The sequence below is a fragment of the Bradyrhizobium sp. USDA 4452 genome, assembly GCF_054063575.1.
The window spans coordinates 2,479,179-2,504,410 of the sequence record NZ_JBSSGK010000001.1 but is presented as its reverse complement, the minus strand read 5'-3'; the positions used below and the strand labels follow the sequence as shown (position 1 = coordinate 2,504,410).

Annotated in this window: 24 protein-coding genes and 1 pseudogene; 9 read left to right on the top strand and 16 right to left on the bottom strand. The window is 66.0% G+C overall.

Annotated elements, in window-relative coordinates:
- Entirely contained in the window at window positions 1–840 is an 840-nt protein-coding gene (locus ACVISU_RS11980) for a class I SAM-dependent methyltransferase (protein ID WP_456707072.1), read from the top strand.
- A 2-nt stretch (window positions 841–842) separates the two neighbouring features.
- Here ACVISU_RS11980 and ACVISU_RS11975 read toward each other — a convergent pair whose 3' ends face one another.
- Complete coding sequence (locus tag ACVISU_RS11975) at window positions 843–1,421, bottom strand: TetR/AcrR family transcriptional regulator (RefSeq protein ID WP_456707071.1); 579 nt, start codon at window positions 1,419–1,421, stop codon at window positions 843–845.
- 80 nt (window positions 1,422–1,501) lie between these two features.
- Between ACVISU_RS11975 and ACVISU_RS11970 the strand changes: the two genes are divergently transcribed.
- From ACVISU_RS11970 to ACVISU_RS11955, 4 genes are all read left to right on the top strand, one after another.
- Entirely contained in the window at window positions 1,502–1,819 is a 318-nt protein-coding gene (locus tag ACVISU_RS11970; RefSeq protein ID WP_050402321.1) for a hypothetical protein, read from the top strand.
- A 132-nt stretch (window positions 1,820–1,951) separates the two neighbouring features.
- Window positions 1,952–2,989 (top strand): aldo/keto reductase, encoded by a 1,038-nt coding sequence (locus ACVISU_RS11965; protein WP_050402320.1) that lies wholly within the window; start codon window positions 1,952–1,954, stop codon window positions 2,987–2,989.
- Window positions 2,986–3,840 (top strand): amidohydrolase family protein, encoded by an 855-nt coding sequence (locus tag ACVISU_RS11960; protein WP_050402319.1) that lies wholly within the window; start codon window positions 2,986–2,988, stop codon window positions 3,838–3,840. The genes ACVISU_RS11965 and ACVISU_RS11960 overlap by 4 nt, the downstream gene beginning before the upstream one ends.
- 119 nt (window positions 3,841–3,959) lie before the next feature.
- Window positions 3,960–6,299, top strand: coding sequence for a Tex family protein (locus ACVISU_RS11955; protein WP_456707070.1), 2,340 nt, complete (start codon window positions 3,960–3,962; stop codon window positions 6,297–6,299).
- Between the two features lies 1 nt (window position 6,300).
- On the opposite strand, the gene ACVISU_RS11950 is transcribed toward ACVISU_RS11955, so the two are convergent.
- Complete coding sequence (locus tag ACVISU_RS11950) at window positions 6,301–6,885, bottom strand: glutathione S-transferase N-terminal domain-containing protein (RefSeq protein WP_050402378.1); 585 nt, start codon at window positions 6,883–6,885, stop codon at window positions 6,301–6,303.
- A 42-nt stretch (window positions 6,886–6,927) separates the two neighbouring features.
- Here ACVISU_RS11950 and ACVISU_RS11945 point away from each other — a divergent pair, with 42 nt between their 5' ends.
- The 4 genes and pseudogenes from ACVISU_RS11945 to ACVISU_RS11930 all read left to right on the top strand — a co-directional run.
- Complete coding sequence (locus ACVISU_RS11945) at window positions 6,928–7,344, top strand: winged helix-turn-helix transcriptional regulator (RefSeq protein WP_456707069.1); 417 nt, start codon at window positions 6,928–6,930, stop codon at window positions 7,342–7,344.
- A gap of 176 nt (window positions 7,345–7,520) precedes the next feature.
- Window positions 7,521–8,006: a hypothetical protein gene (locus tag ACVISU_RS11940; RefSeq protein WP_456707068.1), complete on the top strand. Its 486-nt coding sequence runs from the start codon at window positions 7,521–7,523 to the stop codon at window positions 8,004–8,006.
- Window positions 8,007–8,152: 146 nt separating this feature from the next.
- Window positions 8,153–8,845: a response regulator transcription factor gene (locus tag ACVISU_RS11935; RefSeq protein ID WP_212017317.1), complete on the top strand. Its 693-nt coding sequence runs from the start codon at window positions 8,153–8,155 to the stop codon at window positions 8,843–8,845.
- Window positions 8,846–9,269: 424 nt separating this feature from the next.
- Window positions 9,270–10,205 (top strand): annotated as a pseudogene (locus ACVISU_RS11930) (sensor histidine kinase); the annotation flags it as partial.
- Between the two features lie 204 nt (window positions 10,206–10,409).
- Here the strand turns inward: ACVISU_RS11930 and ACVISU_RS11925 are convergent.
- The 14 genes from ACVISU_RS11925 to ACVISU_RS11860 all read right to left on the bottom strand — a co-directional run bounded on the left by ACVISU_RS11925 (window position 10,410) and on the right by ACVISU_RS11860 (window position 25,231).
- Window positions 10,410–11,036 carry an FMN-dependent NADH-azoreductase gene (locus ACVISU_RS11925; protein ID WP_456707067.1) on the bottom strand — a complete coding sequence of 209 codons (627 nt, stop codon included), beginning with the start codon at window positions 11,034–11,036 and terminating at the stop codon, window positions 10,410–10,412.
- 9 nt (window positions 11,037–11,045) lie between these two features.
- Window positions 11,046–12,620, bottom strand: coding sequence for an isochorismatase family protein (locus ACVISU_RS11920; RefSeq protein ID WP_050402312.1), 1,575 nt, complete (start codon window positions 12,618–12,620; stop codon window positions 11,046–11,048).
- Window positions 12,621–12,638: 18 nt separating this feature from the next.
- The gene (locus ACVISU_RS11915) at window positions 12,639–13,487 is read right to left on the bottom strand and encodes an MBL fold metallo-hydrolase (protein ID WP_050402311.1); all 849 of its coding nucleotides are present in this window, start codon (window positions 13,485–13,487) and stop codon (window positions 12,639–12,641) included.
- A 46-nt stretch (window positions 13,488–13,533) separates the two neighbouring features.
- Window positions 13,534–14,424, bottom strand: a complete 891-nt coding sequence (locus tag ACVISU_RS11910) for an amidohydrolase family protein (RefSeq protein WP_456707066.1) — start codon at window positions 14,422–14,424, stop codon at window positions 13,534–13,536.
- Window positions 14,421–15,545: a vWA domain-containing protein gene (locus ACVISU_RS11905; RefSeq protein ID WP_456707065.1), complete on the bottom strand. Its 1,125-nt coding sequence runs from the start codon at window positions 15,543–15,545 to the stop codon at window positions 14,421–14,423. Before ACVISU_RS11905 ends, ACVISU_RS11910 begins: the two co-directional genes overlap by 4 nt.
- Window positions 15,542–16,423, bottom strand: a complete 882-nt coding sequence (locus tag ACVISU_RS11900; protein WP_456707064.1) for an AAA family ATPase — start codon at window positions 16,421–16,423, stop codon at window positions 15,542–15,544. The genes ACVISU_RS11905 and ACVISU_RS11900 overlap by 4 nt, the downstream gene beginning before the upstream one ends.
- A gap of 9 nt (window positions 16,424–16,432) precedes the next feature.
- Window positions 16,433–17,455 (bottom strand): xanthine dehydrogenase family protein molybdopterin-binding subunit, encoded by a 1,023-nt coding sequence (locus tag ACVISU_RS11895; protein ID WP_050402307.1) that lies wholly within the window; start codon window positions 17,453–17,455, stop codon window positions 16,433–16,435.
- Window positions 17,456–17,457: 2 nt separating this feature from the next.
- Complete coding sequence (locus tag ACVISU_RS11890) at window positions 17,458–19,041, bottom strand: xanthine dehydrogenase family protein molybdopterin-binding subunit (RefSeq protein WP_456707063.1); 1,584 nt, start codon at window positions 19,039–19,041, stop codon at window positions 17,458–17,460.
- 12 nt (window positions 19,042–19,053) lie between these two features.
- Complete coding sequence (locus tag ACVISU_RS11885) at window positions 19,054–19,533, bottom strand: (2Fe-2S)-binding protein (RefSeq protein ID WP_456707062.1); 480 nt, start codon at window positions 19,531–19,533, stop codon at window positions 19,054–19,056.
- Window positions 19,534–19,539: 6 nt separating this feature from the next.
- On the bottom strand, window positions 19,540–20,358 hold the full coding sequence (locus ACVISU_RS11880; RefSeq protein ID WP_050402304.1) for an FAD binding domain-containing protein: 819 nt from the start codon (window positions 20,356–20,358) through the stop codon (window positions 19,540–19,542).
- Window positions 20,359–20,373: 15 nt separating this feature from the next.
- Window positions 20,374–20,817: an SRPBCC family protein gene (locus ACVISU_RS11875; RefSeq protein WP_050402303.1), complete on the bottom strand. Its 444-nt coding sequence runs from the start codon at window positions 20,815–20,817 to the stop codon at window positions 20,374–20,376.
- Between the two features lie 216 nt (window positions 20,818–21,033).
- A complete protein-coding gene (locus ACVISU_RS11870; protein WP_411783694.1) occupies window positions 21,034–21,471 on the bottom strand; it encodes an SRPBCC family protein in 438 nt (145 codons plus the stop codon).
- 9 nt (window positions 21,472–21,480) lie between these two features.
- On the bottom strand, window positions 21,481–24,372 hold the full coding sequence (locus tag ACVISU_RS11865) for a flotillin domain-containing protein (RefSeq protein WP_456707061.1): 2,892 nt from the start codon (window positions 24,370–24,372) through the stop codon (window positions 21,481–21,483).
- A 25-nt stretch (window positions 24,373–24,397) separates the two neighbouring features.
- The gene (locus ACVISU_RS11860; protein ID WP_456707060.1) at window positions 24,398–25,231 is read right to left on the bottom strand and encodes a phosphoenolpyruvate hydrolase family protein; all 834 of its coding nucleotides are present in this window, start codon (window positions 25,229–25,231) and stop codon (window positions 24,398–24,400) included.
- Window position 25,232 lies beyond the last annotated feature (1 nt).

Sequence of the window (25,232 nt, the reverse complement as noted above, 5' to 3'; positions counted from 1 at the left end):
ATGCAAGAGACGTCCGGCTATGATCCGAACTACGTGATGGGGCGTTCGGCTGCGGAAACCGACAGGCTCAAGCGCCAGTCGCAGCTCTATGATGCGTCCACATGGCAACTCCTGAAGGAGGCCGGGCTCTCGCAGGGCATGAAAGTGCTCGACATCGGAAGCGGAGCCGGCAACGTATCCTTCATTGCCGCGGGCCTGGTCGGCGAAAGCGGAGCGGTGGTCGGGGTCGACAGCAACCCCGCCATCGTCGAAGAAGCCGCGGGCGCGGCGCGCTCGCTCGGCCTCCGCCACGTCTCGTTCCAGGTCGGAGATATCAGCACGATCGAGCTGGATCGGGATTTCGATGCGGTCGTCGGCCGGCTCGTGCTGATCTATGTGAAGGATCCCGCGGCATTGATCCGGCGCTTGCTCGGGCATATCAAGCCCGATGGCATCGTGGCGTTCCAGGATCTCGACTGGGGCGAGGGGCCGATCGCCAATCCGCCGTCGCCGCTGCTGTCGCAGGCTTGGGGCACCGTGAAGGAGATGTTCCGCCGGGCGGGTCTGAACAACCGGATGGGATTGTCGTTGCATGGCGCCTTCGTCGCCGCCGGGCTTCCGGCGCCACGCATGAGCCTGTTTGCGCCGGCCGGAGGCGGGACGGATTTCGATGGTTACGACTATATGGCGAGCGGCCTGCGCAGCAACCTGCCGCATATCGTCAAGCTCGGTGTCGCCACTGAAGCCGAGCTGGCGCTGGATAGCTTTGCCGACCGCTTGCGCACCGAGGTCGTCGCCATGCAGGGCGTCTTTGCGCTGCCGACCTTCGTCGGCGCATGGTCGCGCAGGCGGCCGGGCTGACTTCAGGCGTTGCCAACGACAGCGTCGATGAACGTCGTGGCCAATTCCCTCAACTGCTTGCGGCTGTATCCGGCGCGCTCCATCACGGCCAGCCCGCGCGTGTACGTCACGATGACGCGTGCCAGCCGGTTCGCATCGGCCGCGCTACGCTTGCCCGGCGCCGTGCCGATGACCTTGGCGATCTGCTGTTCAAGCCGCGTGAGCATGTCCTGCACGCGCTGACGGACATCTGCGCTTGAAATGGCCGCGTCGAGCGCGGTGCGCGTGGTCAGGCAGCCGCGCGGCGGCGAGCCGTCGGTCATGTTAACGATGATCATGTCGAAGAAGTGCCGCAGCCCCGCCGCAGCGTCGCCGTGGGACAGCGCGTTGCCGGCCGCCTCCAGGAATTGCCTGGCATACCGATCGAAGGCGCGCAGGAAGATCGCTTCCTTGTCGCCATAAGCGTTGTAGAGGCTGCCGCGCTGCACGCCGGTCGCCGCCGCGAGGTCTAGCATGGTCGCATCGTGCAGGCCCTTGCGCCAGAACACGTCGAGCGCGGTTGCGATGACCTCGTCCTCGTCAAACTGTCGTATGCCCACCATTCGGTTCGCTCCATCAAACCATCCTTGACACTGTCGTCAAGATTAACAATGATGTCAAGAATGATGCCAAGGAGGTCCAGATGATCACCGCCGTCACGACGTTCAGATTGCCGAAGCCGGTCACGCGCGAGGAAGCGCGCAGCATCTTCCTGAGCACCGCACCGATCTATCGCGGCGTCCAGGGGTTGTTTCGCAAGACCTATGTGCTGTCGGAGGACGGCATGACGGCCGGCGGCATCTATTTCTGGAACTCGCGGAGCGAGGCGGAAGCGCTGTACACCGATGCCTGGCGCGCCCGTGCCCGCGAGAAATATGGCGCCGATCCGACCGTCGCCTATTTCGAAAGCCCCGTCGTGGTCGACAATGTCGCCGAGCAGATCGTTGCCGACCACGAATAGTATTGCATCGTCACGTCAAATTCAAAGGGCGCGGAACTCTTGACGGCGCATGCCGGGCGCATCTGCTTGTGTTGGAGGCGTCCGCAAGGCTACTTTCCCTGCAAGTAAGAAAACTGCGAGGGAGCCGTCACGGTGAACCAATCTCCATCCTCACGTCCAGCGCTACCACGTCGCAGGCTCGGCCGCACCGGGCTCGATGTCTCCATACTCGGTTTCGGCACCGCGCCGCTCGGCGATCTGTTCGCGCAGCTCGATGATGCCACCGCGATCGCCGCGGCGGAGCAGGCGTTCACGCTGGGCATCAACCTGCTGGATTCCTCCCCCCTCTATGGCCATGGCCTCGCCGAGCACCGCAGCGGCACGGCGTTGCGCCGCGTGGCGCGCGACGAAATCGTCGTCTGCACCAAGGTCGGGCGTTGGATGGACCCGTTCCGCAGCCGCGGCGACGGCTCGAATTTCGTCGGGGGCGCGCCGCATCGCGCGGTGGTCGATTATTCCTATGACGGTACGATGCGCTCGGTGGAGCAGTCATTGCTGCGGCTCGGTACCGATCGCATCGACCTGCTGCTGATCCACGACGTCGACGTCTGGACCCACGGAGCTGAGGCCATTGAGGCGCGGTTTCGCGAGGCGATGGAAGGCGCCTATGTCGCGCTCGACAAGCTCCGCTCCGAGCGCGTGGTCCGGGGTATTGGAATCGGCGTCAACGAGGCCGAGATGTGCGTGCGCTTCGCCAAGGCGGGGACGTTCGACACCATGCTGCTCGCCGGCCGCTACTCGCTGCTGGAGCAGCCGGCGCTCGCCGAGTTCCTGCCGCTGGCGGAGCAGCAGGGCATCGGCATGATGCTCGGCGGCGTGTTCAACTCGGGCATCCTGGCGACCGGCGCGGTTGCCGGCGCCAAATACAACTACAAAGACGCGCCACCCGACGTGATGCAGAAGGTCGCGGCGATCGAGCACGTCTGCCGCGCGCATGGCGTGCCGCTGCCGACCGCGGCGCTGCATTTCGCGCTGGGCCATCCGGCGGTCGCGAGCCTCGTGCTCGGCGCGCAGACGCCGCAGGAGGTCGAGCGCAACGTCGCCGCCTTGTCGTCGCCGGTCCCGGCCGCGCTGTGGCGCGATCTGAAGACCGAGGAGCTGCTCGACCAGCACGCGCCGGTGCCGGCATGATGCGGATCGACGCCCACCACCATGTCTGGACGCTGGCGCGCGCCGATTACGGCTGGCTGACGCCCGAACGCGGGCCGATCTATCGCGACTTCGGCCTGGCCGATCTCGCGCCGCATCTCGCCGCGGCCGCCATCGAGGGCACCATCCTGGTGCAGGCCGCGCCGACCGAGGCCGAGACGGCGTTCATGCTCGACGTCGCCAACGGTGCCGAGCTGGTGCGCGGCGTGGTCGGCTGGATCGACTTCGACGCCGCCGATGCCGCGGCGCGGATCGATGCGATCGCCGATCGCGAACTGCTGGTCGGCCTGCGGCCGATGGTGCAGGACATCGCCGACGACGACTGGCTGCTGCGGCCGGAACTGGCGGCGCCGCTCGAGGCGATGGTTCGGCATGATCTAGTCTTCGACGCGCTGGCGCTGCCGCGCCATCTGCCGCGGCTGGTTCAGGTGGTCGATCGCCATCCGGATCTACAATTCGTGCTCGATCATTTCGGCAAGCCGCACCTCGCAACCGGCGACATCGCGGCCTGGAAGGACCACATCGCGAACCTTGCGTCACGGCCCAACGTCGCCTGCAAGCTGTCGGGCCTTGCGACGGAGGCAGCGCCAAACTGGCAGGTTGCCGATCTGCGCGAGGCGGTGGATCACGCGCTGGCATGTTTCGGCCCGAAGCGGATGCTGTGGGGCAGTGACTGGCCGGTCGTCAATCTCGCCGGCGGCTATGCGCACTGGTTCGCGGCGGCGGAGACCTTGCTGGCTGATTTGTCAAGTGACGAGAGGAGCGCGATTTTCGGCGGCAATGCGGCGCGCATCTATTTGTCAAGCCGCGGGCGGTCGCCATCCCGGAAATAGATCGCAGCCTGCGCCTCATTTGATCCACAGCGCGCCTTGATGAATCAATCCGGGATGGTTCATAAGCGGCGTCCGCGACGCCGGTGATTTGGCGGCGCAACGGGGTGAGAGAGACAGGCGTGGCAAAGATCCATCATCAGATTGCGCAGGAGCTTGGGGTTCGCGATGAGCAGGTCGAGGCGGCGGTGACGTTGCTCGACGGCGGCGCCACGGTGCCATTCATCGCGCGATACCGCAAGGAGCTCACCGGCGCGCTAGATGACGCCCAGTTGCGCACTCTGGAAGAGCGGTTGACCTATCTGCGCGAGCTTGAGGAGCGCCGCACCGCGGTGCTCAACTCGATCCGCGAGCAGGGCAAGCTCGACGCTGCGCTCGAAGCCCAGATCATGGCGGCCGACAGCAAGGGTCGTCTGGAAGACATCTATCTGCCGTACAAGCCGAAGCGCCGCACCAAGGCCGAGATCGCCAAGGAGGCCGGACTCGAGCCACTCGCCGATCTCCTCTTGACGCAACCGCAGAACGATCCGAACGAGGCGGCTGCTCCCTTCGTCAATGCCGAGAAGCAGGTCGCCGACGTCGCAGCTGCACTGGACGGTGCGCGCGCCATCCTCGTCGAACGCTTCGCCGAGGATGCCGACCTGATCGGCGCCCTGCGCGAGGAGATGTGGTCGAACGGCATCATGGTCTCGACCGTCCGCACCGGCAAGAAGACCGACGGCGAGAAGTTCAAGGACTATTTCGATTTCTCCGAGCCGCTGCCGAAGCTGCCGTCGCACCGCATCCTGGCGCTGTTCCGCGGCGAGAAGGAGGAGATCCTCGACCTCGCGATCAAGCCGGAAGCACAGGAGCCGGTCGCCGGCGTGCCCGGCCTCTACGAACTCAGGATCATGAACCGGTTTGCGATCTCCAACCAGGGCCGCAAGGGCGACAAGTGGCTGACGGAGACGGTACGCTGGGCCTGGCGCACCAAGATCCAGATCCATCTCAACATCGATTTGCGGATGCGGCTGTGGACCGCGGCGGAGACCGAGGCGGTGCGCGTGTTCGCCTCGAACCTGCGCGACCTGCTGCTGGCGGCGCCGGCCGGCCCGCGCGCCACCATGGGGCTCGATCCGGGCTATCGCACCGGTGTCAAGGTCGCAGTGATCGATGCCACCGGCAAGGTGGTGGCGCACACGGCGATCTTCCCGCACGAGCCGCAGCGGCGCTGGGACGAGGCGCTGGCCATCCTCGGCAAGCTTGCGATCGAACACGGCGTCGAGCTGATCGCGATCGGCAACGGCACCGCTTCGCGCGAAACCGACAAGCTGGCCGCCGAGCTCGTGAAGCGGCTGCCCGAGCGCAAGATGACCAAGATCGTGGTCTCCGAAGCCGGCGCGTCGGTCTACTCGGCTTCCGCCTTTGCCTCGAGCGAACTGCCCGATCTCGACGTCACCATTCGCGGCGCGGTCTCGATCGCGCGGCGCCTGCAGGATCCGCTGGCCGAGCTGGTCAAGATCGAACCGAAGGCGATCGGCGTCGGTCAGTACCAGCACGATCTCGGCGAAGCCAAGCTGGCGCGCTCGCTCGATGCCGTGGTGGAAGACTGCGTGAACGCGGTCGGGGTCGATGCCAATACCGCCTCGGTGCCGCTGCTGGCGCGGGTGTCGGGCATCGGCGCGGGGCTGGCGCAGAGCATCGTGCAGCATCGCGACGCCAACGGCCCGTTCAAGTCGCGCAAGGCGCTGAAGGACGTGCCGCGGCTCGGGCCGAAGGCGTTCGAGCAGTGCGCCGGCTTCCTGCGCATCAGCAATGGCGAGGACCCGCTCGATTCATCCGGCGTGCATCCGGAAGCCTATCCGGTGGTGCGCCGCATCCTCGAGGCGACCAAGAGCGACATCAAGGCGCTGATCGGCAACGCCGACGTGGTGCGCGGGCTGAAGCCGCAATCCTTCGTCGACGACAAGTTTGGTCTGCCGACCGTCACCGACATTCTGCGCGAGCTGGAAAAGCCCGGCCGTGACCCGCGTCCCGCGTTCAAGGCGGCGGTGTTCAAGGATGGCGTCGAAGAGGTCAAGGACCTCAAGCAGGGCATGATCCTCGAGGGCACGGTGACCAACGTCGCCGCCTTCGGCGCCTTCGTCGATATCGGCGTGCACCAGGATGGCCTGGTGCACATCTCGGCGATGTCGCGGAATTTCATCAAGGACCCGCGCGAAGTCGTGAAGCCGGGCGACATCGTCAAGGTTAAGGTGCTGGACGTCGAGGTCGCGCGCAAGCGCATCGCGCTGACCTTGCGGCTCGACGATGAGGTCGGAGCCAAGAAGGACAATGCGGGACAGTCACGAGATTTCTCGCGCGGCTCGGCCAAGATGACGTCGTCGGCGTCGCGCCGTCCGCAGGAACAGTCCGGCGGGGGCGCGCTCGCCGACGCGCTGCGCCGCGCCGCCGAGAAGAGCGGGCGCGGCAAGCCGACCTAGGTCAAGCCAGTCCTTCCTCGACGAGCGCTTGTTCGACGGACGGCAAGCTTTTCATGCGGGCGAAATAGGCCTGTAGCCGTTCTGGGACCTCGATCCCGTGTACGGGCGCCCATTTCAGCGCCCAGAAAAGATAGGGGTCGGGGATCGTCATTCGATCGCCCAACAAGAAAGCCTTGTCGCCGAGCTGCTGCGCGAGAACAGCGAAATGCTTGATCAGCAGGTTCCGCGCGCGTTCCTTCTCGGGCGTTGGCAGGTTCTTGAAGAAGGGTCGCAAGCCGCCATGGATCTCGGTGGCCATGAAGGAGATGGCCTCAAGCGCGCGCCAGCGCGTGAGACCATCCTCGGGGAGCAACGCCTCGCTCCGGTGTGCAATGTAAGCCAGAATGGCGAGGTTCTCGGTCAGCACCGTTCCGTCGTCGAGCTCCAGCGCGGGCACGTAGCCCTTGGGATTGACTGTCAGGTAGTCGCGCCCGTCTTCGGTCCGCTTGTCGCGATTGATGCTGATCAGCTTGTAGGGAAGGCGCGTCTCGATCAGTGCGATGTGGTCCGCCAGGCTGCAGGCACCGGGGGCGTAGTAGAGGATCATCATAGTTCTCCGTACGTGGTCCGACTTGTTGACCAACAGCAGATGCGTGACTATGTCGTCAAACGCATATCTTCAGGACCAGGTCATATGGATGTGCCCGTGTCGGTCGATGCTTCCGCCGGTTGTCGCTGGGTGAGCGAGATTCTCAATCAGGTCGGCGACAAGTGGACAATTCAGGTCGTGGTGGCGCTTCGCGATCGGCCGCGGCGCTTCAACGACATCAAGCGTCACGTCGCCGGCATCTCGCAGCAGATGCTGACGCGCACGCTCAAGGCGCTTGAACGCGACGGCATGGTCGCGCGCACGGTCCGCTCCAGCACGCCTCCGCAGGTCGAGTATGCATTGACCGAACTCGGGCTCTCGCTTTCAGGGACAGTGCGGCAGCTTGCGGAATGGGCGGTCGCGCACCGTACAATCATTCGTGAAAACCGTCAGCGATACGACACCAGCCGCACTTGAAGCGCGACGAAGTCGGGTTGAAGAGCGCCGTCATTGAGCAGGTCTCGCCGAAACTAAATCCGGCGTCAGAATCTGGCGCATTTGTCAGTTGAAGTCGGCCTCACGCTTGCGTCTTCTGATCATGCTCTGCATGCCGCGCCACGAGGTTCGCCGCGGTCCCAATCAGGGAGGATTTCATGACGAACAGGCTCTTCACGTTTCTCACCGCGGCGACGCTCGCCGTAAGCGTTGCACTTGCACCCGCTGCCCTCGCTAGAGGCGGCGGTGGCGGCGGACATGGCGGCGGCGGTGGCTTCGGTGGCGGCCATGGCGGCAGCTTTGGTGGTGCCATGGGTGGTGGTATGCATGGCGGCGGCTTCGGCGGCATGCATGGTGGCGGAATGGCGTTCGCCGCGATGGGCGGCGGCGGGCATTTTGCCGGTGGGCATTTCGGCGGCGCTCGCTTCGCAGGTGCACCGACATTCGGCCCGCGCTTTGCCGGCGCCGGATTCCACGGCGCGCGCTTCTTCCATCATGGCGGCTTCTTCCACCACCACCGCTTCCATCGCTTCGCCTTCTTCGGCGGGCCCTACGTCTATGCCGATTACTACAACGGCTGCTACCGCAGGGTATGGACCTCTTACGGTCCGCAGTGGATCAATGTGTGCGGCGACTATTGGTGATCGCCCAATCAACCGCACCGTTGTCGCGGTCGTCGCCAGGCGTTCCATCCAGCCCCGGAATGGGATAGTCTGGCGGCGACCGTTGCGGGGCGCTCGGAGAGTTCGAGAACTCGGGGAGTTCAGGACAACTCGGAGAGTTCAAGAACATGACTGGAGCTCACCGCCGCATTCTCGTCGTCGAGGACGATCCGGAAACCGCCGGTCAGCTCGTCGAGGAGCTCACCACCAGCGGTTATGAGGTGGATCTGGCGGCGAACGGCCGCGAGGCGTTGAGTCAGGGGGCGGCGCGCGACTATGCCGTGATCACGATCGATCGCATGCTGCCCGACATCGACGGTATCACGGTGATGCGCCAGATGCGCGACGACGGCATCGCGGTGCCGTTCCTGATCATCAGCGCGCTCGGCGAGGTCGATGATCGTGTGCGTGGCTTGCGCGCGGGCGGCGACGATTACCTGGTCAAGCCGTTTTCGTTTGTCGAGCTGCTGGCGCGACTGGAAGCGCTTGGCCGCCGCAGTGAGACCGTTGCAAAGGAGACCATCCTGCGGGTCGGCGATCTCGCGGTCGATCTGATTGCGCGGACGGCAAGCCGCCGCGGTCGCAAGATTCCGCTGCTGCCGAAGGAATTCCAGCTGCTTGAATATCTCGCGCGCAACGAAGGCCGAGTGGTGTCGCGCGCCATGCTGCTGCAGCATGTCTGGGACCTGCACTTCGATCCCTCGACCAACATCATCGACGTCTATGTCGGTCGGGTGCGTCGCAAGGTTGACGACCAGCAAGCCTATCCGCTGATCCACACGATCCGCGGCATCGGGTACTGCCTCCGTGCTCCTGGCTAAAACCCTCCGATCGTCGACCTTCCGCCTGGCGTTGATCGCCATCGGCGTGTTCGGCCTGATCGTGTCCGCGATCTTCGCCTATGTCTACTGGTCGACGCTGTCGTACGTGCGCGACAGGTCCGACCGCGCCATTATGGCCGAGCAAGCGAGCCTGTATGACACCTATGCGCGGTCCGGCCGCGATGGCCTGACCGCGTTGATCGCACAACGCATCGCGAACAAGGGTCTTGCCGATCAGGTTTATCTGCTGGTCGGCCCCGGATCCGTGGTGCTTGCGGGAAATCTCACGCAATGGCCAGCAGACGCCGTTGGAGATGGATGGACCGAATTTCGAACCTCGCTGCCACAGCGGCCTTCGGCAACCGCGCTGGTGCGCGCTGTGACCAAGACTTTGCCGGGCAGTGATCGGCTGCTGGTCGGGCGCGACATCAGCGATCTCGACGGCTTCATGGCACAGATCAGGGCCGCAGGCATCGCCGTCGTCATGCTGATTATCGGCCTTGCGGCGGCCGCCAGCATCGGGGTCACACGGCGAACCGTCGGGCGGATCGAGTCGATCAATGCGACCAGCCGCGCCATCATGCTCTCCGGCCTCGATCAGCGTATCCCGCTCCATGGCAGTCACGACGAATGGGATCGCGTCGCCGAGAACCTCAATCTGATGCTGGATCGCATCCAGACCCTGATGGGAGACATCAAGCAGGTCAGCGAGAATATCGCCCACGATTTGCGCACGCCGCTGACCCGGATGCGCGGCCGGCTCGAGAAGGCCTATCACGCCCCACGCAACGGGGAGGGCGATGCGGCGCTGATCGGCGACACCATCGCCGATCTTGACGCGGTGCTCGGGATGTTCGCATCGATCACGCGGATTTCCGAGATCGAGACGCGGGCCCGCAAGGGCGCGTTCCGCATCGTTAACCTGGTCGAGATCGCAGGCGAGGTGGTCGAGCTCTACGATGCCGCCGCCGAAGAGGTCACCACCCATCTCGACCTTGCCGGCGATCCGGCGGTGCTGGTCACCGGCGATCGCGACCTCTTGTTCGACGCCATCGCCAATCTCGTCGACAACGCCATCAAGCATGGCCGTCCGGGCGGACGGGTGACCGTGACCTGCGACAACGACGAGGGCGAGCCGGTGATTTCGGTCGCCGATAACGGTCCCGGAATTCCCGCCGAACAGCACGATCAGGTCTTCAAGCGCTTCTACCGGCTCGAGCAGAGCCGCTACACGCCGGGCAACGGCCTCGGCCTCAGCCTGGTCGCCGCGGTCGCGAGCCTGCACGGCGCAAAGATCGAATTGCGCGACAACGCGCCGGGGTTGTTGTGCAGGCTGGTGTTTCCAGCAGCGGAAACGTAGATCTTTCGTTATTCCGGGGCGCGCGCAGCGCGAGCCCGGAATCCATTGCTCCGCGCATAATTCGGCTCGATGGATTCCGGGCTCGACGCTTCGCGTCGCCCCAAAATGACGAAGGGGAAGGGCGACAACCCGACGGGCAACTCTTCCACCGCAAACTAACCGTCGTTCTGGCCTTCGCCAGGACGACGATGTGGTGAGAGGAGCTTAAAACCGCGCCGCCATCTCCGCGAGCCTCCGGTGCGCGGCTTCGCGGGCCGTGCGGATCGGCTCGGTGGGTCCGGTGGTCGGGCCGATCGGGACGAAGCGCACGTCGCTGATGCCGATGAAGCGCAGCACCTCGCGCAGATAGGGCGTCGCCATATCGATGCGGCCGCGGTTCATGCCGGTGACGAAGTCGCTGCCGCTGGCGATGATCGCAACCGTCGGGCGGTCCTTGAGCAGCGGCAGATAGCCCAGCGCCGGATCGAAGCGGAAGGTCAGCCCGGGTTGGATGATGACATCGAGCCACTGCTTGAGCTTGTAGGGAATCGAAAAATTCCACATCGGCGTCGAGATCAGCACGCGGTCGGCCAGCGACAGCCGCAGGGCCAGGCGTTCGGCGACGGCAAAGGCATCTTGCTGCGAATTGGTGAAGGCCTTGCCGCCGATCCGGGCGTATTTCGCTTCGAGCAGATGGCCCTCGAACTCCGGCAACGGCTCGCGCCACAGGTTCGTCGCGTCGATCTCCCAGTTCGGCCGTACCTCCCGGAAGTGATCGAGAAAGACGCGCGCGCCGGCCGCCGATTCCGAATCGGCGCGGGGAGAGCAGTCAAGATGCAGCAGCTTCGGCACCGCGCCTCCTCAGCCCAGCGCCTTGATAACTGTGTCGGCGTTGGTCACGACGGAGACATTCTGGAGCGCAAAATTGATCGCCGCGTTGTGCCAGTCTGCATTCATGGTCGAGCAGCAATCCTCCGGAACGATCATGAAATAGCCCTTGTCGGCGCCGGTACGCGCGGTGTGCTCGACCGACATGTTGGTCCAAGCCCCGGTGTTGATGATCATGTCGCGGCCGGTGGCTTTCAGGATGGTCTCGAGCCTCGTGCCTTCCCATGCGCTCATCCGCATCTTCTCGACCACGAAGTCGCCCGGACGCGGTTCGAGCCCCGAGACCGGCGCGGCGCCCCAGCTGCCGCGCACCATTGCCTTGCTGTCGACCAGCCCCTCGAACAGCGGCGCGTTGAGCGTCACGCCGGGCGCGCCCGGCTCGACCACGAACCAGACATGGATGATGGCGACGCCGCGCGCCCGCGCAGCCTCCGCGACGCGGCGGACATTCTCGACGACATGCTGCTGGCGGGCATGGGCCGGCGCGCCAGAGTCGGCGAATGCGCCGCCTTCCATGATGACGTCGTTCTGCATGTCCTGGATGATCATCGCGCAGCGCTGCGGATCGATCTGCATCTCGCCGGCGGCAAGATTGGGCGCGGGCGAGGACGACGCTACGGCGCCGGTGCTGCCGCGCTTGCCGGTCATATAAGGCTCGTTGCGCGGCCCGACCTTGGTCGGGATCGCGTAGACCGAATGGGTCGCGGTCAGATAGAGCGTGCGGAAATCGGCGCCGCCCCAGGCAAGGTTGGCGACGAGTTCGGGCAGGCGGACCTTGCCGAGCAGATCACCAGCGGGCGAGTAGACCCAGACGCCGCCGGGCGCGGTAACCCAGACATTGCCGCGCTGATCGCACTTCATGCCGTCGGGCAGGCCGGGTTCAAGCTCGGAGCGGATGCCTGAGGCGAATACCCGCGGATTGCCGAGCGCGCCGTCGGGGCTGACGTCGAAGGCGCGGATTAGCGCTTGCACGGTGTCGTTGACGTAGAGGATGCGCTCGTCGGGCGAGAAGCACAGCCCGTTCGGCTGTTCGAACAGATAGCGGTCGACCAAGAGCTTCGGCGCACCGCCGCCGGGCGGCACGCGATAGACGCCCTGGAAGCCGAGCTGGCGTGGCCGCTCGACGCCATAGACCGGCATGCGGCCGTACCAGGGATCGGAGAAGTAGATCGCTCCGCTCGAATGAACGCAGACGTCGTTCGGGCTGTTGAGCTCTTGGTTCTCGTAATGCGAGGCCAGCACTTCGCGCCGCCCGTCGGGGCGCTCGCGGATCAGCGATGACGTCGCGTGCTCGCAGACAATCAAGTTGAGCTCGGCATCATAGGTCATGCCGTTGCACTTATTCGACGGGCGCCTGACCTCGACTACGCCGCGTCGTGCATCCCAGCGCCGGCGCACGTCGCCCGGCATGTCGGAGAACAGCAGGAAGTGATCGACCGGATGCCAGATCGGTCCTTCCGTGAAATCGAAGCCGGTGCCGACCTGGCCGACCGGCGCGTAGGGGTCGATCAGGTCTTCAAACTCGCTGCGCAGCGTGACATGCGTCATCGCATCAAGCCTCCGCCCCTACGCCGGGAACCAGTTGCGCTGCGGCAGGCTCTGCACGATCGGGCCCGGCACCTGGTCATGCAGGCGGCCGACCACCATGCCGCCCTCGATCTTCGCCGGGCGATCGTGCACCGGCAGCAGATAGCGTGAGTTGTTCAGGAGCCTCTTGATCGACGCCTTCTCCGCTCGTTTGCTGGTGCCATGATTGCCGGTGGTGCGTGGCTCGGCGTCGTGGATTTCGTTGAATGGATTCACGATCTGGTCGTTGAAATCGTAGATCACGTCGCCGCAGATCGTGGCGATTCCATCGGCAGTGTGGACGTGGATGTTCATCGAGCCTTCCGTATGGGCGTTGGCGGCGTCGCAATAGACGCCCGGCATCAGCTCGACCGGGCCGGTGATCTCGAGGTCGAGGAGGCGCAGCGCGCTCTTGGTGTGCAGGCGGTCGATCAGGTGCTTGATGTCAGGCGCGGGATATTGCGGGTGCATCAGGCCGGAGACGGAATATTCCAGCTCCTTGCGGTTGAGAACGACGGTCGTGTTCATCGGGAACAGATCGTCCTTGCCGGCATGGTCGATGTGCAGATGGGTGTGGCAGACGAAGCGGACGTCGCCCATCCGCACGCCGTGGCGGGCGAGCTGGTTCTCGATCATGTTCTCGTGGAACTGGAGGCCGCGCATGCCGAGCGTCTCCATGATCTGGTTGGAGCGATAGCCGGTGTCGACCAGCACAGGGTAGGGGCCGCCGAGGATCAGAAATCCGAGCGTCAGCACGCGGCGGGTGCGGCCGCAATTGTGCCCGAGCACGAGGAAGCTCGATTCCAGCTCGATATCGCCATAGTCCAGAATCTTGATCTCCAACGGCATCGCTCGCCCTCCCGTGTTCGTTGTTGTGTTCGTGTTCGCAGCGCGGCTATGGCCCCAGCCGATAGACCTGCGCCGCCGTCGTGCTGAAGATCGCCTCGCGCTGTTCGCGGCTGAGCCGTTCGGCTGCCGCCTCGAAGGCCGCGATGAGATCGCGGTAGCTGGTCCACAGCTTCTCGATCGGAAAGTTCGAGCCGAACAGGCAGCGCTCTGCGCCGAAGATCGCGACCGTATCGATCACGACACCGGCGATATGCGCGGCATCGTTGCGATGGATGAAGGTGCCGAGCCCGGACAGCTTGGACACCACGTTGGGACATTGCGCGAGCCGCGCCATGCCGGCGCGCCATGCGGCGCGGCCTTGCGGCGACAGATCCTCCAGCATGCCGGCATGCTGCAGGATGAAGGTCACGTCGGGGCAGGACTCCGCAAGCCCGGCGGCAGCAACCATCTGCGGCGCGAACACCTGCAAGTCGAAACTCCAACCATAGTCGGCGAGGTGGCCGATATTGCGCCGGATCACCGGATCGGTACAGAGATCGGGACGAGCTGCGAAGCGATAGAGCGGATTTTCGTGCCAGTGCAGCTGCATGCGCACGCCGCGCACCAGTGGATAGCGCTTTAATCGATCGAGCTGCGGTCGGACGTCGTCGACGGAGAAGTCGGCATAAGCGACGAGCGCGTGCGGCCAACCGTGAGCGTCGGCGGTCTGCTGCACCCAGGCGGCCTCGTCCTCGAATTGGACGTTCGGCCAATTGGTCTGGACATAGACCGAGCGGGTGACGCCGGTGCCCTTGAGGTCGTCGAGATACTCTTCGATCGGATAGTCGCGGCGGATCGGCTCGTAGGGGCCGAAGATGCGCGGCTGCATCGGGCCGGACAGCCAGGCGAGATCGGCCTGACGCCAGATGTGATGATGTCCGTCGACAATGCCGGTCACGCCGCTCTCCTTGTTGCAAGCGACAGCAGATGCGCGACGACTGCCGCGCTCGATCCGCCGTCCACGAGATCATCGACGAAGCGCTGGATCGCGATCAGCGCCTCGGTTTGCGGCTTGAAGCCTGGCGCGGTCGCGAGCGGCGTCAGCCAGCTGACGCGCCAGGCTCGGCGCGACAGTTTTGCGACGGCGTCGCTCAGCGCGGCCGGATCGCCGCGCTCCAGACCGTCGGAAACGATCACGACAGCGGCGCCACGGGCATATCCGCCGAACCTCGGTACGGCGAGGAAGGCCTGCAGCGCGTCGCCGATCCTCGTGCCGCCGTCCCAGTCACTGACCAGGAAGGATGCCGCGCTCAGTGCCTGCTCGCGGCGCTTCAGCCGCAGCGCCGACGTGACGCGGGTCAGCCGTGTGCCGAAGGTGAAGACCTCGACATTGCCAACCGCCTGCACCAGCGCATGCGCCAGCCGCATGTTCTCCTCGGTACGCACCTTCATCGAGCCGGAGACGTCGATCAGGAGCAGCATCTTGCGGGGCCGCTGGCGACGGCGCATCCGGCCGAGCCGCAGCACCTCACCGTCATTGCGTACGCTGTCACGCAAAGTGCGGCGGAGGTCAGCGAATGGACCGCTGCGCGCGCGCCGTCGCCGGTGGCTGCGGCGCCGCGGCAGCCGTTTTGCCGCCTCGCGCGACAGCCGACGCAACGGATCGCTGGTCGGGACTTGCGCAAATCTGCGCTCGACCAGCGCCTCGGCCCGCGCCGCGGCGAGGCCTGATTCATTGGCCTCGTCGGCAAGCGGCGGCTCGTTCTCGCCGCGGCCTTCCTCCTGCAGGCGGACGGTCTCCTCGTCCTCGTCCTCGCCCTCGGCGTGCTCGATCGCCTCAGCGCCACGGAAATGGATATTGAACAGCCGGTCATAGGTCGCGCGGCGCTCCGGCGGCGGCGCCAATGTCGCCAGACCGGCCCGGCGGATGTGCTCGAGGCTGCGCGGCCCGAGCAGTTCGATCGCGGCGAGGAAGCTCGTGGTCTGCTCCGGCGCCACCAGGAAGCCGTTGGCGCGCAGCAGCGCGACAAAGGACACGAAGAACTGCGCGGCGCGCGGCAGCCTGAGATCGTCGCTCACGCCGCAGCCTCCGCGATGATCGCATCGAGTCGCGGCGAGATGAAATGCAGGTCCTCTTCGTCCTTCAGCGCGACGCCGATCGAGCGCTTGAAGGCGTCCGGCCAGCGCGCGCCGCCCTTGTTGAGCAAGGTCGCGGCCTCGGCCCAGTCGACCGCTTCGGCAATGCCCGGCGCCTTGCTCAGCGGCTCGCGGCGCAGCCGGCCGACCGCGGCGACGACGGCCCGGGCGGTCGCCTCGGCGACGCTGGAGGCGCGCATCATCACGATCCGGGCCTCGCGCTCGGCGTTCGGATAGTCGATCCAGTGATACACACAACGTCGCCGCAGCGCCTCGTGCAGGTCGCGGGTCCGGTTCGAAGTCAGCACCACGACGGGATGCTCGGCGGCGCGGATGGTGCCGCGCTCCGGGATCGAGATCTGGAAGTCGGAGAGGAATTCGAGCAGGAAGGCTTCGAACTCCTGGTCGGCGCGGTCGATTTCGTCGATCAGGAGCACGGTCGCGTCGGGCGCGCGCAGCGCGGCGAGCATCGGGCGCTCGATCAGGAACGACTCGCCGTAGATGTCGATGCTCTCTTCGCCCGCCTGCCGGATCGCCAGCATCTGGCGCGGATAGTTCCACTCGTAGAGCGCCGCCGCGGCGTCGATGCCTTCATAGCATTGCAGCCGGATCAACCGGCGGCCGAGCACGGCGGCGATCGCTTTCGCTGCCTCGGTCTTGCCGACGCCCGGGGCACCCTCGAGCAGCAGCGGCTTGCCGAGCGCAAGCGAGAGATAGGACGCCGTCGCGATGCCGTCGTCGGCGAGGTAATAGGCCGCACGCAGCGTCTTCTCCAGCGCCTCGGGGCTATCGATGCCGACGATGTTGCTGCGGACCGGCATGGAGAGACCTCAGCGCCGCGGCTGCGGCCGCGCGCCGCCTTGCGCCTTGATCGCACGCAACACCTTCTCCGGCGTGATCGGCAGATCGTCGATCCGCACCCCGACCGCGTTGAAGATCGCATTGGCGACGGCGGGCAGCACCGGATTGGCGCACATCTCGCCCGGTCCCTTGGCGCCGAACGGGCCGTCGGGTGCGGGGCGCTCCAGCACTGCGATGTCGTGCGGACAGATGTCACCGGGCCCTGGCATCAGGTATTCGACGAAATCGCGCGGGCCGTGTATCGGCTCCGGATAATAGGGCTCCGGCGTCTCGTAGAGGGCGTGGCTGACGCCCATCCAAGCGCCGCCGACCAGCTGTTGCTCGACCAGCCGCGGATTGAGCGCGCGGCCGAGCTCATAGGCCGAGTCCATCCTGACCATGTCGACCTCACCGGTCTCGTCGTCGACCTCGACCTCGGCGACCAGGCAGGCGTGCGCGTAACAGGTCGCCGGCGACATCTCGCCGGTCTCGGGGTCGACATCGGACAGCGGCACCAGGAAAATGCCGCGGCCGGAGATCGTCTTGCCCTGCTTGAACTGCGCGGCGATGGCGACGTCCTTGGTCGAGATCGAGCGATGTGGCGCGCCCTTGACGTGGATATTGCCGCGGCCGTCGGTCTCGAGATCGGCGGCATTCACCTCGAGCTCCTCGGCGGCCGCCTCCATCATCACGCCGCGGGCCTCCCGCGCTGCCGCCATCACGGCATTGCCGACGCGGTGCGTGCCGCGCGAGGCGAACGAGCCCATGCAGTGCGGGCCAGTGTCGGAGTCGGCAGTATCGACATAGACGTCCTCGACCGGCACGCCGAGCGTCTCGGCGCAGATCTGCCGGGTCACCGACTTCATGCCCTGGCCGAGATCGATCGAGGACAGCGCCACGGTGAACTTGCCGCTGGGGTTGGAATGCACCAGCGCCTGGCTCGGATCGCCGCCGAGATTCATGCCGATGGGATAGTTGACCGACGCGATGCCGCGTCCGCGATGCCGGGTCATGGTCAACGCCTCCTGGTGCCGAAGACGGAAGAGAAGCGGGTGGCGCCGTGCGACGGCGCGCTCGGCCGCGGTGGCGGAGATGATGGCGGTGGCGGGGGAGGCGGCGGCTCGCGGGTCGCGGCCGGCGCGCGGTCATAGGTGGTGCGCTGTTGCGACGGGGCCGGCGGTGGCGCGTGCGTTTCACGCGGTGTCAGCGGCACGGCGGCACGCGCGCCGCCCCCATCCTTGCGCGACGACATCCGCTTGAACTCCTCGCGGAGCGGCCATTTCGCCTTCTCGGCGGCGACCTGCACGCATTCGATCAACGCCGTGTTCTTGGCCTCGCGGCGGTGCGCCTTCATGTCGCCGTCGCGATACGCATTGAGGATCCGGAACTCCATCGGATCCATGCCGACGAGATGGGCGAGCTTGTCCATCTGGCATTCGATCGCGAAATCCATCGCCGTGACGCCGAAGCCGCGCATCGCGGTGGCCGGCGTGCGGTTGGTGAACACACAGTAGACGTCGCCATGGACGTTCGGGATCGTGTAGGGGCCGGGCAGATGCGCGGCGCATTTCACCGCGGCATAGCTCGACAGCCGCGTATAGGCACCGCTGTCGAAGTAGGCGCGCACCTTGCGGGCGACGACGCGGCCATCGCGCATCACGCCGTCCTTGATGTAGATGCGCTCGGCGCCGCGCGGCGGCCCATATTGCATCTCCTCCTCGCGTCCGAACACGTAGCGCACCGGCCGCCCGGTCAGCATCGCGCCGAGGATGCAGAGCGGCTCGGTCAGGGTATCGACCTTGCCGCCGAAGCCGCCGCCCACCGTGCCGCCGATGAAATGGAAGGTGTTGGAGGGCACGTCGAGGATTTTTGCGCAGGTGTCGACCGAGAAGAACAGCGCCTGCGTCGACGTATAGACGATGTAACGGCCGTTGGTATCGGGCGCTGCGATCGAGCCGTTGGTCTCGGTCGGGGCGTGTTCGATCGGCGACATCTGGTAGCGCTGCTCCAGCACATGGTCGGCCGCGGCAAGCGCGCGGTCGGCGTCGCCAAAGCGCAGCTGCTGGCGATCGTAGCTCTCGTGATAGGTGAAGGTGTTCTTGGGATAGACTTCGTTGACCACGGGCGCGCCCGGCTTCAGCGCGTCCTCGACGTCGAACACCGCCGGCAGCGGCTCGTAGTCGATCTTCACCTTCGCGATGGCTTCAAAGGCCTCGCGAGGGCTGTCGGCGACGATCGCGACAATCGGTTCGCCCTTGTAGCGCACCTTGTCGAGCGCGAGCGACGGTTCGTCGTCCTTGCCGAAATTGATCAGGCTGAGCAGCGTGTTCAAATTGTGCGGCACGTCGGAGGCGCGGATCACCCGCCGCACCCCCTGCGACCGCTCGGCCTCCGAAGTGTCGATGCGCCGCAGCCTTGCATGAGAGTGCGCGCTACGGACCACCTTCAGGTGCAGCATGCCCTGCAGCTTGTAGTCGTCGAAATAGGGCGAGGTGCCCGTGACATGGCCGAGCATGTCCTGGCGCTGCGTGCCCTTGCCGATTTCCTTCAGATTGTCGTCGCGTTCGTCGGCGAAGAGGTCCTTGCGCAATTCCAGCATGGCACTGTTCCCTTACGCGCGGGCGCGGCCGCCGGAAGCGGCTGCCAGCACGGCGTTGATGATCGGCTCATAGCCGGTGCAGCGGCAGATGTTGCCCGAGATCGCCTCGATCACCTCGGCGCGGCTCGGCTGCGGGTTGCGGTCGAGCAGCGCCTTGGCGGCCATCAGCATGCCCGGCGTGCAATAGCCGCACTGCGCGGCGAAATTGTCGGCGAAGGCGCGCTGCAGCGGGTGCAGATTGGGACCGTCCTTGATGCCGTCGAGCGTCTCGACCGAGCGGCCGGCAACCGTCTCGGCCAGCGTCAGGCAGGAGAGATGCAGTTCGCCGTCGATCAGGACGCTGCAGGTGCCGCAGCCGCCCTGGCCGCAGCCGAATTTCGGCGTCATGTCGCCGATCAGCTCGCGCAGAGCGACCAGCAGGTTGGTGCCGCCGTCGACGAAGATCGCGACGTCGCGACCGTTATGGCTGAATTGCAGAGGGGTCTTGGCCATCGCGATTTATTCCTGCCCGGACAACAGGCGCCGGAGATGCACGCCGACGATCTCACGGCGATACCAGGCGCTGGCGAGGGCATTGTCGCCGGGCGATGTGCCTTCGACGACGGCCGCGGCGGCCGCGTTGATCGTGAAAGCGTCTAGCGAACGGCCTTCCAGTGCACGTTCGGCTGCGCGGGCGCGGATCGGGGTCGGCGCCATCGAGCCGAGCGCGATGCGGGCACCGCCGATCCGACTGCCGTTGACCGGCAGATGCGCCGCCAATGTGATCACTGCGCCGCCTTTGGGTTTGATCCGCGCGATCTTGCGGTAGCGGAAGGCATCAGGGTTGCCGGGCTTGGCAAAGGAGATCGCCAGTACCAGCGCGCCGGTCTGCCGGTCGCGCGATTGCAGGAACTCATCGATCGGGATCTCGCGGCCGCCGAGGCCGCCCTGCACCGAGACCGTTGCGTCGAGCGCCAGCATCGCGACCGTGAAGTCGCCATACGGCACCGGCGCGAACAGATTGCCGCCGACCGTGCCCATGTTGCGCACCGCCGGTCCGCCGATCGAGCGGGCAGGAGCGTGCAGAAACCCGAGCTCGCGTTCGGCCAGGATGCGCGCGAAAGTGATGCCGGCGCCGAGCGTGATGCGCGAGCCTGACGTATCGATCCTTGTCATCGCCTGGTCGCTGGCGCGCACGATAGTCGAGATCGAGATGTCACCCTCGTTCAGCGCCCGCATCACCAGCGTGCCGCCGCCCAGATAGCGGGCGCCGCGATCCGACGACAACGCCGCCGCGGCGTCATGGGTGCTGGTAAAGGTCTTCACCGTGACTGGCATGATGTCCTCTCCCGCTTACGCGGCCTCCTTCAGATGCCGGCGGATGGCGTCGAAGCCGGCCTGGTAGATGTCTTCCGAAACCATTCGCGTGATGCGATCCGTGTCCTCGGTCCGGGTCGAGAAGCGTGATTCCCAGTGCCAGAAGGTGCGGTCGCCGTCGGTGACCGGCAGCAGGCGGACATGCGCGACGTAGTTGAACATCGGGATCGGCGTATCGAGCAGGCAGTAGCTGAAGCTTTGCTCCAGGTCGGACAGCGCCAGCAGCTGCTCGCGCAGCTCGGCGCCGTCCATCAGCTTGAAGCGCCTGACGCAGCCGATTTTGTCGGACGGCTGCGCCCGCTCGATGCCGCTGCTCGCGACCGCCGGGTGCCAGCGGTCATGGCCGTTGAAATCGCGTAGCACGGCCCACACCGCATCGGTCGGTGCATCCAGGATCGTGCTTTTGACGATATGCGGCATGACTAGCATCCAATGCCAATCGTTTGCGTCGATGTGACCGCGTGAACCACCTCTCCCCAACGGGGAGAGGTCGCGCCGAAGGCGCGGGTGAGGGGGATCAGGCCCCACGATGAACCGCCGCCCCTCACCCGGATCGCATCGCGCGATGCGATCCGACCTCTCCCACAGGGGGAGAGGTGGACCGTCTGCTCGGCGATATCTTGCTTATGCATCCCGCTAGCCCCCGAACGCCCGCTTCAGCGCATCGAATCCGCCCTGGAACACGCCGCTGCCGATATTGTTGACCAGTTCCGTCTCGCGCTCCGGAGCGCAGTCGAACTCGGCCGTCCATTCCAGGAACGTCTGGTCGCCATCGGTGACCGGCGTCAGCCGTAGCGTCGCAACGTAGTTCTCCACGCCCATCGGCGATTCCAGGATCGAATAGGTGCAGAACATGTCGTAGTCGGACAGCCCGAGCAGCTTCTCCCGGATCCGATCGCCGTTGCGCAGGCGGAAATCCCTGACGCAGCCGATCTTGTCCGACGGCTCGCCGCCCTCGATCCGGCTCTCCGCGATCGCGGGATGCCAGTTCGGCAGTCCGTTGAAATCGCGGACGCGCGCCCAGACCCGGTCGTTGCGGGCATTGACGACAGTGGAGACGTAAACCCGTGCCATGTTGCGAGCTCAGTCCTTCTTGCGCGGCGTGCGTTCAGGACGCGGCTCGCCGCCGCCCTCAGGCGCCGCCGGCTTGGCCTCGCCGCCGCCCTTGCGTGCGGAGTCCTTGATGCCCTGCATGTCGCGCGCCTCGCGGATCAGGCCGGGCATCTTCGCGAGGCTGCCGCCCTCGACGCCGATGTCGGAAAGGATCGAGTCGATCAGCGGCGCCTGCACGCGATAGCGCAGCGCCGAGTCGATAACCTCGTCGGTCGCGCTGCGACCACTGCCGCCGCCTTGGCCGTTGCCGTTCAGGCCATCGACCTGGAGAATGCGGATGCCCTCGATCTTCTCCATCGGCTTGACGCTCTCGCGCACGATGCCCTCGATCCGGTCGAGCAGCTTGCGGCGGAACAGCGAGTAGCGGGCCTGGTCGGTCAGCACGTTCTCGGCCTCGTTGAGCATGCGTTGGGCCTCGGCCTCGACCGCAGCACGGACGCGTTCGGCTTCCGCGGCGATCCGGGTTTCCTCGGCCTGCTTCTCGGCGAGCAGCACCTCGACGGTCTTGCGCCGCTTGGCGATCTCGCTTTCGCGCGCGGTGACGACGCGCTCGGCCGCTTCGGTGGCGTGGACCCTCGCGTCCTCGGCGGCGGCGCGCGCTGCCGATTCCTCCAGCGACTTCTGGTGCAGCACGATGGCCTTCTCCATCAGGGCGGTCTCGACATCCTTCTCGCGGTTGACCTCGAGTTTGCGCAGCTCGCGTTCGCGGCCGATCCGCGCCTCGTCGAGGCCGCGGTCGGCGGCGATGCGGGCGCGCTCGACCTCTTCACGCGCAGCGATCTCGGCCTCCTGCAGCGATTGATTGCGCGCGACTTCAAGCTGCTCGATCGAACGACGCCGTTCGATCCGCGCCGCCTCCAGCGCCTGCTCGCGGGTCACATCGGTGGTCTCAACCTCCTTGCGCGCCGTGATCTCGGCCTGCCTGACTTGCCGGTCGGCATCGATCCGCTCGGAACGCTTGGCAGCGAGCGCGATCACGCGCTCTTCGTCGGCGAGCTCGATCGCCCGCTTCTGGTCGATGTTGAGCACCTCGCGGGTCCTGGAGGAAGCGATCCGCTCGCTCTCCAGCGCGAGTTCGACATCGATCCGCTGCCGCTCGATGGCGTCGCGGCGCTTCAGCTCGGCGGCCTCGATCGCCTCGGTGCGCGCAATCTCGAGCCCGCGGGTCTCGCGCTCGGCACGGATGCGCTGCGCGGCGACCGATTTCTCCTGCGAGATCCGTGCCGCCTCGATCGCTTCGCGCGAGGCGATGTCGGCTTCCTCGATCGCGCGGGTGCGCGCGATCTCCAGTGCACGGACGTGCTCCTCCTGGGCGATCCGAGACGCTTCGGTGGCGTCGCGCGCGGCGATTCCGGCGATCTCGATGGCCTGGTTGCGCTCGATCTCGAGCTTGCGTGTCGTGTGATCGGCGGCGATACGCTCGGCCGCCAGCGTCTTCTCGCGCGCAATGCGGGCGGCCTCGACCGCCTTCTGCGCCTCGATCTCGGCTTCCTGGATGGTGCGGACCTGCTGGATCTCCAGCGCGCGGGTGCGTTCGTCGGAGGAGATGCGCTCGACATTGACAATCATGGTCTGGGCGATGCGCGCCTTCTCGGTGGCCTCGCGGGCCGCGATCTCGGCTTCCTCGACCGCGCGGGTGCGCTCGATCTCGCGCCGGCGGGTCTCTTCCTCATTGGCGATGCGGGCGTCGGTGACGACACGGTCCTGCTGGATCCTGGCTTTCTCGATCGCCTCGCGGGCGGCGATCTCGGCCTCCTCGACCGTGCGCATCCGCTCGATCTCGCGCTGGCGGACCTCGCGTTCGGAGGCGATGCGGGTGGTGTCGACCGAGCGCTGGTTGGCGATCCTCGCCTTCTCGATCTCCTCGCGCGCCAGCAGTTCGCGCTCCTCCACCGCGCGGGTGCGCTCGATCTCGCGATGCCGGGTCTCGCGCTCGGAGGCGATCCGGGCTTCGGTGATCGCCTGCTCGTTGGCGATGCGCGCCTTTTCAATAGCCTCTCGTGCCGCGATCTGAGCCTGCTCGGACTCGGTCTCGCGCAAGGCACGTTCACGCGCCACTTCGGTGCGCTGCAGGGCGCGACGCATCTCGATGTCGCGTTCCTGCTCGAGGCGTGCGGTTTCGCTCTCGCGCTCGATCTCCAGCGCCTGCCGCTCGGCTTCGAGGTTGCGGGAGCGGATCTTGATCATCGAGTCCTGTTCGATGTCGTTGCGCAGCTTGCGCTTGGCCTCGATGTCCTCCATCAGGCGGGTCAGGCCTTCGGCATCGAACCGGTTCGAGGGATTGAAATATTCGAGGTCGGTCTGGTCGAGATCAGTGATTGCGACCGATTCGAGTTCGAGGCCGTTCTGCGCCAGCGCCTCCGCGGCATTGGCCTTGACGCGCGCGACATAGTCGCCGCGCTGCTCGTGCATCTGCTCCATCGTCATCTCGGAAGCCACCGAGCGGATCGCTGAGATGAACTTGCCGGAGAGCAGGGTGTGCAGCTGTTCGGGCTCCATGGTGCGGCGGCCGAGCGTCGCGGCGGCGATCGAGACCGCCTCGCGGGTCGGCTGGACCCGGACGTAGAAATCGGCCTCGATGTCGACGCGCATGCGGTCGCGGGTGATCACGGCGTCCTCGCGGGAGCGCACGATCCCCATCGGCAGCACGTTCATGTTAACCGGCGTGTAGTCGTGGATGAACGGCAGCACGAAGGCGCCGCCGTTGATCACCACCCGCTCGCCGAGGAAGCCGGTGCGGACGAAGGAGGTTTCTTTCGATGAACGGTGGTAGAGCCAGTTCACCACGTAGACGATGATGACGATCGCGACGATTGCGACGATGAGCCAGAGGACCAATTCACCGACCAGCATCCCCGACATATCTTCCTCCCTTGGTCACGGCGCGTCAGCGCGCGCCGATCGCCTTGAACTTGCGAACCTGATCCGTCAGCGCCCGCTCGACCGGCAAGCGCTCCATCGAGGAGGCGCCGTAGAAGCCGTGGCAGTTGCGGGTCTGCTTCATGATGAAATCGGCGTCTTCGGGGTCCGCGATCGGACCGCCATGCGCGAGCACGATGATGTCTGAATTGACGCTGAGCGCAGCCTCGGCCCAGGCCTCGATCCGCGCAGGGCAGTCGGCAAGCTTCGGCGCGGTCTGCGCGCCGATCGTGCCGCCCGTGGTCAGCCCCATATGGCAGACGATGATGTCGGCGCCGGCGATCGCCATCGCTGTGGCCTCCTGCTCGCTGAACACATAGGGCGTGGTCAGCATGTTCTTGTCATGCGCCTTTGCGATCATGTCGATCTCGAGCGCATAGGACATCCCGGTCTCTTCGAGATTGGCGCGGAAGGTGCCGTCGATCAGCCCGACGGTCGGGAAGTTCTGCACCCCGGCGAAGCCGAGCGCCTCGAGCTGGTCGAGGAACACATCCATGTCGCGGAACGGATCGGTGCCGTTGACGCCGGCGAGCACCGGCGTTTTGGTCACGACGGGGAGCACCTCGCCGGCCATCTCGACGACGATGGCGTTAGCGTCGCCATAGGGCATCAATCCGGCTAGCGAGCCGCGGCCGGCCATGCGATAGCGGCCGGAATTGTAGATCACGATCAGATCGACCCCGCCGGCCTCCTCGCATTTTGCCGACAGGCCGGTGCCGGCGCCGCCGCCGACGATCGGCTCGCCGCGCGCGATCATGGCGTGAAACTTCTTCAACAGCGCCGCGCGTTCAAACCTCGGCATG

Bases quoted from the DNA above. Each gene is read 5' to 3' on its own strand.
- ACVISU_RS11940 (WP_456707068.1), top strand. From the start codon at position 7,521: ATGACGAACAGGCTCTTCACGTTTCTCACCGCGGCGACGCTCGCCGTA.
- ACVISU_RS11890 (WP_456707063.1), bottom strand. From the start codon at position 19,041: ATGCTGGAATTGCGCAAGGACCTCTTCGCCGACGAACGCGACGACAAT.
- ACVISU_RS11980 (WP_456707072.1), top strand. From the start codon at position 1: ATGCAAGAGACGTCCGGCTATGATCCGAACTACGTGATGGGGCGTTCG.
- ACVISU_RS11950 (WP_050402378.1), bottom strand. From the start codon at position 6,885: ATGATCCTCTACTACGCCCCCGGTGCCTGCAGCCTGGCGGACCACATC.
- ACVISU_RS11880 (WP_050402304.1), bottom strand. From the start codon at position 20,358: ATGCCAGTCACGGTGAAGACCTTTACCAGCACCCATGACGCCGCGGCG.
- ACVISU_RS11885 (WP_456707062.1), bottom strand. From the start codon at position 19,533: ATGGCCAAGACCCCTCTGCAATTCAGCCATAACGGTCGCGACGTCGCG.
- ACVISU_RS11935 (WP_212017317.1), top strand. From the start codon at position 8,153: ATGACTGGAGCTCACCGCCGCATTCTCGTCGTCGAGGACGATCCGGAA.
- ACVISU_RS11915 (WP_050402311.1), bottom strand. From the start codon at position 13,487: ATGCCGTTGGAGATCAAGATTCTGGACTATGGCGATATCGAGCTGGAA.
- ACVISU_RS11920 (WP_050402312.1), bottom strand. From the start codon at position 12,620: ATGACGCATGTCACGCTGCGCAGCGAGTTTGAAGACCTGATCGACCCC.
- ACVISU_RS11870 (WP_411783694.1), bottom strand. From the start codon at position 21,471: ATGGCACGGGTTTACGTCTCCACTGTCGTCAATGCCCGCAACGACCGG.
- ACVISU_RS11875 (WP_050402303.1), bottom strand. From the start codon at position 20,817: ATGCCGCATATCGTCAAAAGCACGATCCTGGATGCACCGACCGATGCG.
- ACVISU_RS11975 (WP_456707071.1), bottom strand. From the start codon at position 1,421: ATGGTGGGCATACGACAGTTTGACGAGGACGAGGTCATCGCAACCGCG.
- ACVISU_RS11960 (WP_050402319.1), top strand. From the start codon at position 2,986: ATGATGCGGATCGACGCCCACCACCATGTCTGGACGCTGGCGCGCGCC.
- ACVISU_RS11865 (WP_456707061.1), bottom strand. From the start codon at position 24,372: ATGTCGGGGATGCTGGTCGGTGAATTGGTCCTCTGGCTCATCGTCGCA.
- ACVISU_RS11860 (WP_456707060.1), bottom strand. From the start codon at position 25,231: ATGCCGAGGTTTGAACGCGCGGCGCTGTTGAAGAAGTTTCACGCCATG.
- ACVISU_RS11945 (WP_456707069.1), top strand. From the start codon at position 6,928: ATGCGTGACTATGTCGTCAAACGCATATCTTCAGGACCAGGTCATATG.
- ACVISU_RS11895 (WP_050402307.1), bottom strand. From the start codon at position 17,455: ATGACCCGGCATCGCGGACGCGGCATCGCGTCGGTCAACTATCCCATC.
- ACVISU_RS11900 (WP_456707064.1), bottom strand. From the start codon at position 16,423: ATGCCGGTCCGCAGCAACATCGTCGGCATCGATAGCCCCGAGGCGCTG.
- ACVISU_RS11970 (WP_050402321.1), top strand. From the start codon at position 1,502: ATGATCACCGCCGTCACGACGTTCAGATTGCCGAAGCCGGTCACGCGC.